Annotated in this window: 15 protein-coding genes; 9 read left to right on the top strand and 6 right to left on the bottom strand. The window is 71.4% G+C overall.

What is annotated here, in order from left to right:
• Positions 1–5 precede the first annotated feature (5 nt).
• Both VIB11_RS09290 and VIB11_RS09285 read right to left on the bottom strand, forming a co-directional pair.
• The gene (locus tag VIB11_RS09290) at positions 6–146 is read right to left on the bottom strand and encodes a hypothetical protein (protein ID WP_332030554.1); all 141 of its coding nucleotides are present in this window, start codon (positions 144–146) and stop codon (positions 6–8) included.
• Between the two features lie 17 nt (positions 147–163).
• A complete protein-coding gene (locus VIB11_RS09285; RefSeq protein ID WP_332030552.1) occupies positions 164–1,600 on the bottom strand; it encodes a wax ester/triacylglycerol synthase family O-acyltransferase in 1,437 nt (478 codons plus the stop codon).
• A 217-nt stretch (positions 1,601–1,817) separates the two neighbouring features.
• On the opposite strand from VIB11_RS09285, the gene VIB11_RS09280 reads away from it, so the two are divergent.
• The 9 genes from VIB11_RS09280 to VIB11_RS09240 all read left to right on the top strand — a co-directional run bounded on the left by VIB11_RS09280 (position 1,818) and on the right by VIB11_RS09240 (position 8,997).
• Positions 1,818–2,246, top strand: a complete 429-nt coding sequence (locus VIB11_RS09280; protein WP_332030550.1) for an SRPBCC family protein — start codon at positions 1,818–1,820, stop codon at positions 2,244–2,246.
• A gap of 62 nt (positions 2,247–2,308) precedes the next feature.
• Complete coding sequence (locus VIB11_RS09275; RefSeq protein ID WP_332030548.1) at positions 2,309–2,983, top strand: SRPBCC family protein; 675 nt, start codon at positions 2,309–2,311, stop codon at positions 2,981–2,983.
• Between the two features lie 90 nt (positions 2,984–3,073).
• Entirely contained in the window at positions 3,074–3,610 is a 537-nt protein-coding gene (locus tag VIB11_RS09270; protein WP_332030546.1) for a flavodoxin domain-containing protein, read from the top strand.
• Positions 3,607–5,199, top strand: coding sequence for a DUF4389 domain-containing protein (locus VIB11_RS09265; protein ID WP_332030544.1), 1,593 nt, complete (start codon positions 3,607–3,609; stop codon positions 5,197–5,199). The genes VIB11_RS09270 and VIB11_RS09265 overlap by 4 nt, the downstream gene beginning before the upstream one ends.
• 96 nt (positions 5,200–5,295) lie before the next feature.
• Positions 5,296–5,598: a zf-TFIIB domain-containing protein gene (locus VIB11_RS09260; RefSeq protein WP_332030542.1), complete on the top strand. Its 303-nt coding sequence runs from the start codon at positions 5,296–5,298 to the stop codon at positions 5,596–5,598.
• Between the two features lie 198 nt (positions 5,599–5,796).
• Positions 5,797–6,381 (top strand): hypothetical protein, encoded by a 585-nt coding sequence (locus tag VIB11_RS09255; RefSeq protein ID WP_332030556.1) that lies wholly within the window; start codon positions 5,797–5,799, stop codon positions 6,379–6,381.
• A gap of 587 nt (positions 6,382–6,968) precedes the next feature.
• The gene (locus tag VIB11_RS09250) at positions 6,969–7,226 is read left to right on the top strand and encodes a hypothetical protein (protein WP_332030540.1); all 258 of its coding nucleotides are present in this window, start codon (positions 6,969–6,971) and stop codon (positions 7,224–7,226) included.
• Between the two features lie 140 nt (positions 7,227–7,366).
• The gene (locus tag VIB11_RS09245; protein WP_332030538.1) at positions 7,367–7,990 is read left to right on the top strand and encodes a DUF47 domain-containing protein; all 624 of its coding nucleotides are present in this window, start codon (positions 7,367–7,369) and stop codon (positions 7,988–7,990) included.
• An 8-nt stretch (positions 7,991–7,998) separates the two neighbouring features.
• On the top strand, positions 7,999–8,997 hold the full coding sequence (locus VIB11_RS09240; protein ID WP_332030536.1) for an inorganic phosphate transporter: 999 nt from the start codon (positions 7,999–8,001) through the stop codon (positions 8,995–8,997).
• 106 nt (positions 8,998–9,103) lie between these two features.
• On the opposite strand, the gene VIB11_RS09235 is transcribed toward VIB11_RS09240, so the two are convergent.
• From VIB11_RS09235 to pstC, 4 genes are all read right to left on the bottom strand, one after another.
• A complete protein-coding gene (locus VIB11_RS09235; protein ID WP_332030534.1) occupies positions 9,104–10,141 on the bottom strand; it encodes a hypothetical protein in 1,038 nt (345 codons plus the stop codon).
• 206 nt (positions 10,142–10,347) lie between these two features.
• Entirely contained in the window at positions 10,348–11,124 is a 777-nt protein-coding gene (gene pstB, locus VIB11_RS09230) for a phosphate ABC transporter ATP-binding protein PstB (RefSeq protein WP_332030532.1), read from the bottom strand.
• Between the two features lie 20 nt (positions 11,125–11,144).
• The gene (pstA, locus tag VIB11_RS09225) at positions 11,145–12,065 is read right to left on the bottom strand and encodes a phosphate ABC transporter permease PstA (protein ID WP_332030530.1); all 921 of its coding nucleotides are present in this window, start codon (positions 12,063–12,065) and stop codon (positions 11,145–11,147) included.
• Entirely contained in the window at positions 12,062–13,066 is a 1,005-nt protein-coding gene (pstC, locus tag VIB11_RS09220) for a phosphate ABC transporter permease subunit PstC (protein ID WP_332030528.1), read from the bottom strand. The genes pstA and pstC overlap by 4 nt, the downstream gene beginning before the upstream one ends.
• Between the last annotated feature and the right edge of the window lie 58 nt (positions 13,067–13,124).

The raw sequence follows: 13,124 nt of genomic DNA, 5'->3' as shown, positions 1-13,124 counted from the left end.
AACCATTAGGTTGTAAATGCTGCACCCGCGGACCCCCTGCGCGCAACCCCCTGAGGGCGTCGGACGACGACCACGACGACGACCACGACGACGACCACGACGACGACCACGACGACGACCACGACGACGACCACGACGACGACCACGCCTCGCAGCCGGGTGCTCAGCGGCTCGGACCTGGAGCGGACCTGCCGCGCGGATCATGCCGACCGGCCACCCCGGCCACGCCGGCCAGCGTGCCGAGGGTTCCGATCGACGCCAGCGTCGCCACCTCGAGCTCGAAGGCCCCCAGCAGGGCCTCTGGGTCGGGGACGGTCGCGGCGTCCACCATGAAGCCGACCCGGACGGTCCCGGCATACGTGAAGATGCACGCCCCCACGGTGTGGTTGCCCGACCCCGGCACCCAGCCCAGCGCCCCCGTCATGCGGACGCCAGCGAGGAAGCGCTGCCGGGTCGGCCCCGCGACGTTCGTCGTGACGCCGATCGCCTTGTTGGCGAAGAAGTCGACGACGCGGCGCTCGAGACCGGTCGTCGTCAGGCCGAGGACATTGATGATCCCCAGCGTCAGCGCGGCCTCGGGGGACTGCTTGAGCCAGTCCATGCGTCGCTTGGTCTCGGCGAGGCGGGCCAGCGGCGCGGAAGTGGCGCTCGGGAACCCGAAGAACACCAGGGCGAAGCGGTTGCCCAGCTCGGACGGCAGCGGCTCGTCCAACGGTCGCACGTTGACCGGCACCATCGTCACCAGGTCGACAGGCTCTCGCCCGTGGAGGCGCTGGTAGTGCTCCAAGGCGCCCGCGACCGCGCTCATCAGCACGTCGTTGAGGGTCGCGCCGGCCAGCCGGCCGACAGCCTTGAGCTCGGCCAGCGGCATCGGCTGCGTCCACACGACGCGTTTCCGAGGACCCGGTGTGCCGCTGAGTGCAGACGGTGGCGTCTGAGTCAGCAGCACGTCGGCGACCACTGCGCCCGTGCGGGAGGCGAGCGCCAGCGTCTCGGCCAGCGCCGACGTGCGCACCACTTGGGCGGCCTTCACCGCGGCGTCCACGAGCCCGGGTGCGCGCGTGGCCGGTCCCGACGTCCCGCCCGGTGCCGTCATCAGTGGCTCCGTGTCGGAGGCGGACCCCGGCTCGGGGTCGGTCATCGACAGCAGCACCCGGGTCAGGGCGATTCCGTCAGCGAGCGCGTGGTGCGCTCGGAAGACCAGGACGGCGCCGGAGCCGTACCCGCTGACGAGGTGCACCTCCCACAGCGGGTGGCTCCGGTCGAGCGGCCGGTGCAGCTGGCTGTTCACGTAGACCTGCAGGGCGGCATCGTCACCGGGCGAGGGCAGGGTCACCCGGTGCAGGTGCCGCGCCAGGGAGAAGCCTGCGTCGTCCACCCACCGCGGGGGCAGCAAGGGCAACAGGGGGTCGGCCGCGCGCTGCCGGAAGACCGGGTACCGCGCCACCACCCGCTCACGCAGGACCTCGACGACACGCTCCCAGTCCGGCACCGACTCGAGGAACACCAGCGAGACGATGACCATCAGGTTGTTGGGGCGGTCCATGTTCAGCCAAAGAGCATCCGAGGGGGCGACCTGGCGCCTGTTCGCAGGTGACATCTCCCCGCCTCTCTCGCGTGACCGGCGTTTGACCCGTGCACCCAGCATCGACCGCTGCCTAGGCTGTCGCCAGAGGTACATGGCCCCCGCCGCCCCCGAGCAGAGGAGCCCAACCGGAAGGCCCCAAGCCGGCAGCCCAACCGGAGGGCCAAGCAGCCCAGCCGCCGCCCAGCCGCCGCCCAGCCGCCATTGCCCTGCCCAGCACCGAGGAGCCCCCGTGAAGTCCAGCATCACCGTCGACATCGACGCCACTCCCGGGAGGGTCTGGGCCGTCATGCAGGACGCCGAGGCATGGCCACAGTGGACTGCGTCGGTCACCGAGGCGAAGCGCCTCGACACCGGCCACTTCGACGTGGGCTCGCGCGTGAGGATCAAGCAGCCGAAGCTTCCGCCCGTCGTGTGGACCGTCGACTCGATCGAGCCTGGCCGCTTCTTCACGTGGGTCGCGGGCGCCGCAGGTTTCCGCACCACGGCGGTGCACCGGGTCGAGCCCACCGCGACGGGCTCGCGGGTGACCCTCAGCGTCGACCAGCACGGCGTCATCGGCGAGCTCTTCGCCCGCATGACGGCCGACATGACCAACCGTTACCTCCACCTCGAGGCCGAGGGGCTCAAGCAGCGCTGCGAGGAGACGCCGGGCACCTAGGTCCACGCGGCCGGGCCGTTGGGCCCTCCCGCCACACCGGTGCCCCGGACGAGCATCGTGGCGTGAGACACCCGCTGGCCGTGGCCGCTGCCGTGGCCGTGGCCGTGGCCGCGACGGCGTATGCCGCGTTGCAGCTTCTCGGGCGCACCTACGGCTCCACGCCGGCGGAGCGCCGTGCTCGGCTCCCCGGTGACGAGGTGGTCAGCCGACCGCACTTCGCCATCACCCACGCAACCACGGTCCACGCGCCGCGCGAGGCCGTGTGGCCCTGGCTCGTCCAGGTCGGGTGGCACCGGGCCGGGTGGTACACCCCGCACTGGGTCGACTGGTTGCTGTTCCCGGCGAACTGGCCCAGCGCCCACGACATCCGGCCGGAGTGGCAGTCCCTCGCCGTGGGGGACTTCGTCCCGGACGGGCCTCCCGAGACCGAGTGCGGCTTCACCGTCATCGACCTCGAACCGAACCGCCACCTCGTGCTCCACTCCACCTCCCACCTACCTCTCGCCTGGCGGCGGGAGGGGCGCGCCGGGGTCGAGTGGACCTGGGCCTTCGTGCTCGAGCCGGCGGCGGACGGCTCGACGCGCTTCGTGTTCCGCTGGCGCGCGGTCACCCGGCCCTGGTGGCTTCGGGCGCTGGCGTGGGCGCTGATCGTCCCCGCCGACGCCGTGATGTCCCGCGGCATGCTGGGCGGGGTCGCGGCCCGGGCGCAGGGAGGGGGCTGGGCGCGTCACTCCTGAGGTCGTCGCGCGCCGGGCGTGGACCGCCGGGTCCTTGGGCCCTACGCCGTCTCCACGGGCTCGCCAACACTGGACGTGGACGGAGGCAGCATGAGAGTCCTGGTCACCGCAGCGAGCCGCCATGGCGGCACGACCTCGATCTCCCGCGAGGTCGCGCACCTGCTCCACGAGGCCGGCCACGCGGCATACGTCGCGGCCCCCGATGAGGTGCACGGCCTCGACGGCGTGGACGCGGTGGTCCTGGGCAGCGCCGTCTACGGCGGTCGCTGGATGGACCAGGCACGGCACTTCGCCCGCCGCCTGTCCGACCAGCTGGAGCAGCGGCCCGTCTGGCTGTTCTCCAGCGGCCCGGTCGGCGACCCTCCCGGGCGGGGGATGGACCGCGTCGACGCCTCCGAGGTCGAGCGCCGCACGGGCGCGCTGGAGCACCGCGTCTTCGGTGGCCGCCTGGACGACACCCTCCTGAGCCGCGGCGAGCGGGCCCGGGCGCGCCGAGCCCGGGTGGCTCCCGGCGACTACCGCCAATGGGGCGAGATCCGTTGCTGGGCAGAGGGACTCGCGTACCAGCTGGACCAGCAGGCGCTCGCCGCCGCTCGCACCACCCCGACAGAGGACTTCCAGCCATGACGACAGCAACTGCTCCCCACCCGCACGTCTACCCGGTCCACGTCGAGGCCGTCGGTGAGCCGGTTGCCTCGCGATGGCTCTGGCTGGTCAAGTGGCTGCTCGCGATCCCACACCTGGTTGTGCTGACCTTCCTGTGGATCGCGTTCGCGGTTCTCAGCATCGCGGCGTTCTTCGCCATCCTCTTCACCGGCCGCTACCCGCGGGCCATCTTCGACTTCAACGTCGGCGTGCTCCGGTGGACGTGGCGCGTGTCCTACTACACCTACGGCGCGCTGGCGACCGACCGCTACCCGCCCTTCACGCTGGACGAGGTGGAGGACTACCCGACGCACCTCCAGATCGACTACCCGGAGCACCTCTCGCGCGGACTGGTGCTGGTCAAGTGGTGGCTGCTCGCCATTCCCCACTACATCGTGGTCGGGCTGCTCGTCGGTGGAGGCACCTGGGTCGCGACCGCGGACCAGGAGTGGCGCTATGTCAGCTACAGCGGCCTCGTCAGCATCCTCGTGATCGTGGCCGCGGTCATCCTCGCGTTCACCGGCAGCTACCCGCGACCGTTGTACGACCTGCTCCTCGGCCTCAACCGCTGGGTGCTGCGGGTCGCGGCCTACGTCTCGCTCATGACGGACGAGTATCCGCCCTTCCGCCTCGACATGGGCCCCCACGAGCCTGAGGGGGCCATCACGGTCGGCAGCCGCGGGACCGGCCCGAACCCCGGTGCCGCGGGGTCGGCGGCGGTGCCCTTCGCCCAGAACCCGGGTGCGTCACCGCCGGTCTCGGAGCAGGCCTTGCCCCAGCAGGAGGGTGCTCCGCTGCCCGCCGGGCAGCCGACCGGCGCCCCTCCGTCGCCCATCCCCCCGCCGCCCGGAGCAGGGGGCCCGCCCATGGCCCCCTCGGCCCCCGCGCAGGCACCCGGATCCGGGTGGACCGCCGGACGCGTCATCTCCGTGATCGCCGGCGTGGTGGTCGGCGCGATGGGTCTCGCCGGTGTGGTCGGTGGCGCGGCCATGCTCGTCCTGGACCAGGGCGTGCGGGACGGCGGGTTCATCACCACCCCAGCCCAGACCGTGCAGTCCGGTGGGTATGCCGTGGTGCTCGGTGACGTCCGCATCGACGCCGGGGGCACGGACACGGCCCTCCCGGGCCGGATCATCGGCGACGTGCGGTTGCGGGTCACCCCGACCCGGGCAGAGCCGCCGCTCTTCGTGGGCATTGCCCGCGAGGAGGACGTCGCGGCCTACCTCGGGAACGTCGCCCGCACCCTTCCGGGCCAGGGCTCGCTGGCCGACGAGCAGCTCTCCGGCGGCGCTCCCGTGGTCCCGCCCGCGGCCCTCGACATCTGGGTGGCCGAGGCGAGCGGCCCCGGGGCGCAGGAGCTTCGCTGGACCCCACGGGGCGGGCAGTGGAGTGCGGTGGTGATGAACGCCGACGGCAGCGGCGGCGTGGCGGCCCAGATCGAGTTCGGCGCCGAGCTGCCGTGGCTCGGGCCGGCCGGTGTCGGCGTCCTGGTCTTCGGGTTCGTGCTCCTGGGCCTCGGTGTGGTGCTGGTGGCCGTGGGGGTGGCCCGCGCCTCGCGGCGCACGGCCTGAGCCACGCGGCATACGCGTGCAGCGGAGGCAGAGCACGGCCCCGGCGCAGGCGCGGGTTCAGGGGAACCGGCCCCCGCCCGGCGGCGTTGGCCAGGCATGACGACTCTCATCTGTCCCAAGTGCGGCTCGGACATGCGCCAGTACGAGCGCAACCGCGTGCTCGTCGACCAGTGCACCGGCTGCGGTGGGCTGTTCCTCGACCGGGGCGAGCTCGAGAAGCTGACGGCCGCCGAGAACGAGTGGCACCAGGCACCCGTGCAGCAGGCGCACCACGCGCCGCAGCGCCAGTACTCCCCGCAGCCGCAGTACGGACAGGGCTACGGCCAGCACGGGTACACCCACGGGCAGCGGCCCTACAAGAAGAAGAAGTCGTTCCTCTCCGAGCTGTTCGACGACTGAGCAGGCCGACACCCCGCCCTCCTCGGGTCGAGCGCCGCGACAGGGCAACGCGCGTGGCGCTGCCGGTGTGCTGCCGGTGTGCTGCCGGTGCGCGTCGCCCTGCCGGCGCGAGTCGCCGGTGCGAGACTGGGCACCGTGAGCACCGAGAGCAGCGGGCGCGGCGGTCCGCGCAGGCCTGCCTTCTTCAGCCCGGCCGCGATGGAGGCCCAGGGTGGCACGGTGCCGGACCCGGCGGAGATGGCCGAGGTCGCCCACGCCACCGCGGCGGTCCTCGTGGGCGCCGGCCGGGCCTCGGAGGACCCTGCGCTCACCACCCGTCTGGTCGCACTCGTCGACGAGCTCGGGCTCTCCACCCTCGCCGAGCTGTGGGCGGACCGGCCGGCGCGGACCCTGCCGGGTGCGCTGTGGCGGCTGTACGCCCTGCACGAGTGGGTCCAGCGCAACCCGGAGGAGGCGAGCGCCGACTACACCGCAGGCGTGCGCTTCACGGACGTCAACCACGCGGTGGCCGGTGTCGCCGAGCCGCCCGGGCCGCAGGAGATGCGGGTCCTGGCCGACGTGATCCTGCGGGGCGTCTTCGAGGGGGACCTCGCGGTGGCCCTCGAGCGGGCCGCGGCATTCTGCCGCGTGGTCGCCTCCGGTCGGGCGGATCGGGCCGACAGCATGGACAGCCACGACGAGGGCGCGGCGACGGCGCAGACCCGCCGCGCGGCATACCTGCTCGCCACCGGTGAGGACCTCCAGGCCTGCGCACGGCTGTGGCGGGTCGACGAGCTGCTGTAGCCCGCCGTCACCGGTCGGGTTGGGGGATCGGGAACACGACCGGGGCAGGTGCCGTTACAGTCGTTTGTGCGCCGGGCTGCGGTAGCCCCGGGTCCCAACTGAAGCCGCTACGAGCGGCCACGCGCCGTGAGGCGCTCCCAGCCCGGCGCACAACCTGCAGGCCTTCCGGGCCTCGGGCGGCCCCGCGTCTCCCAGCGGGCGGCTGACCTCGGGCCCTACGTGAGGAGCGCTCCAGGGCCGTCGGTGGTCGGCACCTCGTCGGGTGGGCAGCCGTCGTCGAGGTGCTCAGCCAGGTCCTGGCGGGCGCGGAAGCGCGACCGGCGCCCGGGTCCCGACCAGCCGCACGCGCGGCACAAGGCATGACTGAAGGAGCCGCGATCCTGCACGACGCCGGCCGCGGGCAAGGAGCCCGGCCCGGGGTCGCCTCCTGCGGCAGTCGCGTCCACGCGCACATCATGCGCCAGGGGGTTCGTTGTGACTAGGACCCGGGGTCCTGCCATGGCCCATCGTGACCATCTCTGCGTGGGGGCAGTCAAGACATGGCAAAGACTCTCGGAGTATCCGACCTGCTCAGATAGCGTTTCCCCATGGCAGGAGACCCGATCGTCGGCACCGACCTGACAGACGGTGCCCTCCAGGACGAGATCGAGCTCGTCGGCGAGCTGGTGGTCGTCGCCTCTGCGAGCAAAGGCCCCCTCAGCGAGGAAGAGATCGACGAGGCGCTGGGCCTGCACGCCGCCGAGCACTCGGGTCGTGAGGTCGAGCCCACGACCCCCCACCACGGCGAAGGCCACCGCAGCGCCGGGCGCGCGGGCAAGCGCGCCGTGCACGCGCCCCCGAGCTGATCCGACGCGGCGGGTCGCTGGCCGCTGGCCGCGCTTCGCGCCCGCGGGTGAACGCGCAGTGAACGATCGATTACGCGCGGGCGCCTACCAGCACGTAGCATCGTCCCCGGCCGATTCCCCGCACGACCGGAGTAGACACCGTGGGCTTTCGCCTGACACCGCAGGAGAACAGCTTCTATGACCTGTTCGCGACCTCCGCGGGCTTCCTCGTGGAGGGCAGCCGCGAGCTGACCAAGATCCTCGGCACGGACCCGGGTGAGCGCGAGGAGATCGCGTCCCGCATGCGCGAGATCGAGCACAACGCCGACATGGCGACGCATGAGATCATCCGCAGGGTCAACAGCTCGTTCATCACGCCGTTCGACCGCGAGGACATCCACGGCCTCGCCGCGACCCTCGACGACTGCATGGACCTCATGGACGCGGCGGTCGACCTGATCGTGCTGTACCGCATCGGCGAGCTGCCGGCCGGCGTGTCCGACCAGGTGGAGGTGCTGGCCCGGATGTCCGAGCTGACGGCCGACGCGATGCCACGGCTGCGCTCGATGAAGGACCTCGCGGAGTACTGGATCGAGATCAACCGTCTCGAGAACCAGGCCGACCAGATCTACCGGCGCCTGCTCGCCGAGCTCTTCAACGGCAACCACCTCGACGCGATCACGGTCATGAAGCACAAAGAGGTGATCGAGGAGCTCGAGGCTGCCGCCGACGCCTTCGAGAAGGTGGCCCACAAGGTCGAGAGCATCGCGGTCAAGGAGTCCTGAGTCCCCTCATGGAATGGCTCCCCGTCGGAATCGTCATCGCGCTCGCGATGGGGTTCAACTACACCAACGGCTTCCATGACGCGGCGAACGCCATCGCCACCTCGGTCTCGACGCGCGCGCTGACCCCGCGGGTGGCGCTGGCCATGGCAGCCGTCGCGAACCTCGTCGGCGCGTTCTTCGGCACCAAGGTCGCCAAGACCATCGGGTCGGGTGTCATCGAGGCGCCCCAGGGCAGCGTGGGCCTGCTCATCTGCGGCGCCGGGCTGGTTGGCGCCATCGGCTGGAACCTGCTGACCTGGTGGTACGGCCTGCCGTCGTCCTCCTCGCACGCCCTCATCGGAGGACTCGGCGGAGCGGCCATCGCGGCGAGCGCCACCGTCTACTGGGACAGCGTCCTCACCAAGATCATCATCCCGATGATCGTCTCGCCGCTTGTGGGCATCGCCCTCGGCTACCTCGTCATGACCCTCATCCTCTGGCTGTTCCGACGCGCCCACCCGGGGCGGGTCTCGCGCGGCTTCCGCTACGCCCAGACGGCCTCGGCCGGGGCGATGGCGTTCGGCCACGGCCTGCAGGACGCCTCCAAGACCGCGGGCGTCGTCGTGCTCGCGCTGACCGTCGGCGGCTACCACGCGCAGGGCGACGACAGCATCCCGCTGTGGGTGCTCGTCCTGAGCGCCGTGGTCATCAGCCTCGGCACCTATGCCGGTGGGTGGCGGATCATGCGGACCCTCGGCCGGCGCATCATCCACCTCGACCCGCCGCAGGGCTTCGCCTCGGAGACGACCGCCGCGGGCATCCTCTACGTGGCGGGCATGGGCTTCGGCGCGCCGATCTCGACGACGCACACCATCACCTCGGCGATCATGGGCGTCGGCTCCACCAAGCGGCTCTCCGCGGTGCGCTGGGGCGTGGCCGGCAACATCGTCGGCGCGTGGGTGCTCACCTTCCCCGGCGCCGGTCTCGTCGCCGCCGCCGCGTTCCTGGCCGGCAACCTGTTCCTCTAGCTCCACCCCGCCTCCCGGCCCCGTCCTGCTTCTGGCCACTGGCTCGGCATCGCAGCGCTGCACAGGCGCCGTATGCCGAGTGGCTGGCCAGAAGTCGGAGGCGGACTCACGCTCGGGTGGGTGGGGGCCACACCCACTCCTGAAGCGGGTCCTTGAGATCCTGCCGCCAGAGGCACCGGATCTGCTCCGGTCGAGCGCGGCGCCTCGCCTCCTGGACGTGTCGCGCCAGGCCGTCGCCGCCGCCACGCAGGTCCGCCGCGCCCCATCGGGCGACCGCGAAGCCCAGTCCCTCCAACCGGCGCTCGCGGTTGCGCTCCAGCAGGACACGCTGGCCCGCCGCCGTTGGCGAGGGGTCGTCGTCGTAGGCGCCGAGATACTTCGCCATGCCGTCGGCCTCGCCGACCACTCCCCACTCGAACCAGAGGACGTCGACCCGGCCGACGAGCTCGCCGTCGGGGGCGTGGATCCAGACCTGGCTGGCGGGCAGGGGGTAGCCGAGCTCGTGGGCCACGGCCACGGATGCCGACTCCAGCCAGCTCTCCCTCAGGCCGTCGACCAGGGGAATGCCGCGCTCAGCGCTCAGCACACCGGGCCAGCCTGCTTGGAACTGCCGCATCGCCTGGAGGGCGACGGGCGTGGTCAGCCCCCGGCCCGCCGCGGCGTCGGCGATCGCCAGGGCGTGACGGAGCCGGAGCTGTCGGAAGCAGTCGACGACCGTCCGTGACCCCTCGGTCACCTGCATGCCGTCGTGCGAGGTGAGGTGTGACTCCGGCATGTCCGCCTGGAGGACGCGACGCCAGTCGTCCGGGTAGCTCGTGCGCGTGCTGCGCAGGGCGGTGAGGCTCACCTTGCCCAACCGTCCCGCGGGGTGGGGCAGCCCGAGGAAGACCGCTGCGCTGAGGTGGCTGAGGGCCACCTGGTCGAGCGAGCTGACCGCTGCCCGGCACAGCGCGCGGTGGGCCTCCGCGGGGGTGAGGTCCGCCCACTCGCGGTGCACGGCATACAGGGCGGGCGCCAGCTTGGTCAGATCCCCGCGGTGGCACGCCGCGCGCAGCTGGTCGTAGGTGCGTCCGGCCGCGAGGGCTTCGCTGGCGAGGAACGGCTGGGGCAGGGCCAGCCAGACGTCCGCTGGAGTCCGTCGCATGGGCGGAAGCCTCGGTGCGGCCCACCCGTGGCGGAACCTCGGTTGGGAAAGGTGTGGACGACGCTGTCAGGTGCGGCCGCCTGTGGGCGCCGCTCCCCACGACTTCTGGCCACCCGCTCGGCACACGGCCTCGAAATGAGGGGCGTGTGCCGAGCGGGTGGCCAGAGGCGCGAAAGACAGGGGTTGAGAAGGCGGGGAGGGGAGGGTCAGCCGAAGCGGCCGGAGATGTAGTCCTCGGTCGCCTTCTGGCTCGGGTTGTTGAAGATGCGATGGGTGTCGTCGATCTCGATCAGCTTGCCGGGCTTGCCCGTCGCGGCGAGGTTGAAGAACGCGGTGCGGTCCGAGACGCGCGCGGCCTGCTGCATGTTGTGCGTGACGATGACGATCGTGTACTTGGACTTCGGCTCGTTGATGAGGTCCTCGATGGCCAGGGTCGAGATCGGGTCGAGGGCCGAGCACGGCTCGTCCATGAGCAGCACCTGCGGCTCGACGGCGATGGCGCGGGCGATGCAGAGACGCTGCTGCTGGCCACCGGAGAGCCCGGCACCCGGCTTGGGCAGGCGGTCCTTGACCTCCTCCCAGAGGTTGGCGCCCCGCAGCGACCGCTCGACGACCTCGTCCAGCTTCTTCCTGCCCTTGACACCGTTGAGCTTCAGGCCGGCCGCGACGTTGTCGTAGATGGACATCGTCGGGAACGGGTTGGGGCGCTGGAACACCATGCCGACCGTGCGGCGCACCGCGACGGGGTCGATGCCGGGGGCGTAGAGGTCCTGGTCGTCGAGCATGACCTTGCCCTCGACCCGGCCGCCCGGGATGACCTCGTGCATGCGGTTGAGGGTGCGCAGGAAGGTCGACTTGCCGCAGCCCGACGGGCCGATGAACGCGGTCACGGAGCGGGGTTCGACCGTCATGCTCACGCCCTCCACGGCCTTGAAGGAGCCGTAGTAGACGTTCAGGTCGCTGACGTCGATGCGCTTGGCCATCTGGGGATTCGCTTCTCTCGTTACTTCTTGACGGAGCCGAACCGCGCCACGAGGCGGCCGGCGAGGTTGAGGAACAGGACGAGCAGGATCAGCGTGAGCGCCGCGGCCCACACCCGCTCGGCGGCTGCGGCCTGCGCCAGCTCGTTGCGGTCCTGGTTGATCATGGTCGGCAGCGTCGGCATCAGCCCGCCGAAGAGGTCCGTGGCGATCGACTTGGTGTACGGGCCGAGGATCAGCAGCGGGGCCGTCTCGCCCATGACGCGGGCGAGGCCGAGCAGGATGCCGGTGACGATGCCGGAGAAGGCCGTCGGGAGCACGACCTTGACGATGGTCTTCCACTTGGGGACGCCGAGCGCGTAGGACGCCTCGCGCAGCTCGTTCGGGACGAGCTTGAGCATCTCCTCGGTGGAGCGCACCACGGTGGGGATCATCAGCAGCACCAGGGCCAGCACCACCGAGAAGCCGACGCGCTGGAAGCCGAACGTGGTCACCCACAGCGCGTAGATGAACAGGGCGGCGACGATCGAGGGGATGCCGGTGAGGATGTCGACCATGAAGCTCACCCACCTGGCGAACTTCCCGCGGCCGTACTCCACGAGGTAGACGGCGGTCATCACGGCGATCGGGACGGCGATCAGCGCGCACGCGAAGGCCTGGATGAGCGTGCCCTGGATGGCGTGGACGGCTCCGCCGCCGACGCGCCGGGAGGTGATGCCGCGCTGGCTGTTCGTCCACCACTGCGACTCGAGCAGCAGGCTGAAGCCCTTGCTGATGACGGTGTAGAGGATCCACACGAGCGGGATCACGGCGAGGATGAACGCGGCCCACATCACCACGCGGGCCAGCTGGTCGCGGACGGCGCGTCCGCGGGACGGGTGCCCCAGGCCGGTGCCGCGCGCGGTCCGGACCGCGGTGTCGACGGTGGGGTTGGTGGTCGTCATTCGCTGAAGGCCTTCCTGCGCTCGATCACGATGCGGGCGATCGCGTTGACGATGAAGGTGAGGATGAACAGGACGAGGCCGGCGGCGATGAACGCGCCGGCCTTCTGCGGGGTGTCGAACTCGGCCGCGTTGTTGGCGATGCGAGACGCGAAGGTCTCACCCCCGTTGAAGACCGACCACGTCCAGTCGGTGCCGCGCGCCAGCGTCGACACGATGAACGTCACGGCGATGGTCTCGCCGAGCGCCCGGCCGAGGGCCAGCATCGCCGCGGAGATCACGCCCGGGCGACCGAACGGCAGCACGGCGACGCGGATCATCTCCCACTTCGTGGCGCCGAGCGCCAGCGCGCCCTCCTTGTGGGTGACCGGTGTCTGGTCGAACACCTCGCGTGAGAGGGCGGTGACGATGGGCAGGACCATGATGGCCAGCACGATGCCGATGAAGAAGATGGTGCCGCCGCTGATGCTGGTGGAGTTGAAGAGCGGGAACCACCCCAGCCACCGCTGGATGAAGTCCTCCAGCGGCTTCTCCACGGGCAGGAACGTGTTGAGGCCCCAGAGGCCGTAGATGATCGACGGCACGGCGGCGAGCAGGTCGACGAGGTTCGCGGCGGGGCGGGAGAGCCAGCGCGGCGCGTACTGGGTGATGAACAGCGCGACGCAGACGCCCACCGGCACGGCGAGACTCATCGCGATGATCGAGCTGACCACCGTGGTCCACAGCAGCTCCAGGATGCCGAACCGCGGGTTGTCCCCGGCCACCACCCACTCGCGCGAGGTCAGGAAGTTGGCCTCGTTCTTCGCCAGGGCCGGGACGGCCTGCCACAGCAGGAACAGCGCGATGAGGGTGACGATGGCGATGACCGTGACGCCGGCGCCCGTCGCGGCACCGCCGAAGATGCGGTCGCCCAGGCGTCCGGTGCCGGCGCGGTCACCGGACAGGGGCGGACGGCCCCCGCTCGGGGTCTCGTCGGCGACGGAAACACCGGTGATGGATGACACGTGGGACCTCACGACCAGGGGGCAGGGCAAAAACAGAGTATGCCGTGGGGGCGGCCCC

Origin of the sequence: Pedococcus sp. (assembly GCF_036554925.1) — a bacterium.
Taxonomy (GTDB): domain Bacteria; phylum Actinomycetota; class Actinomycetes; order Actinomycetales; family Dermatophilaceae; genus Pedococcus_A.
This window is presented reverse-complemented; position numbering and strand designations above follow the sequence as displayed.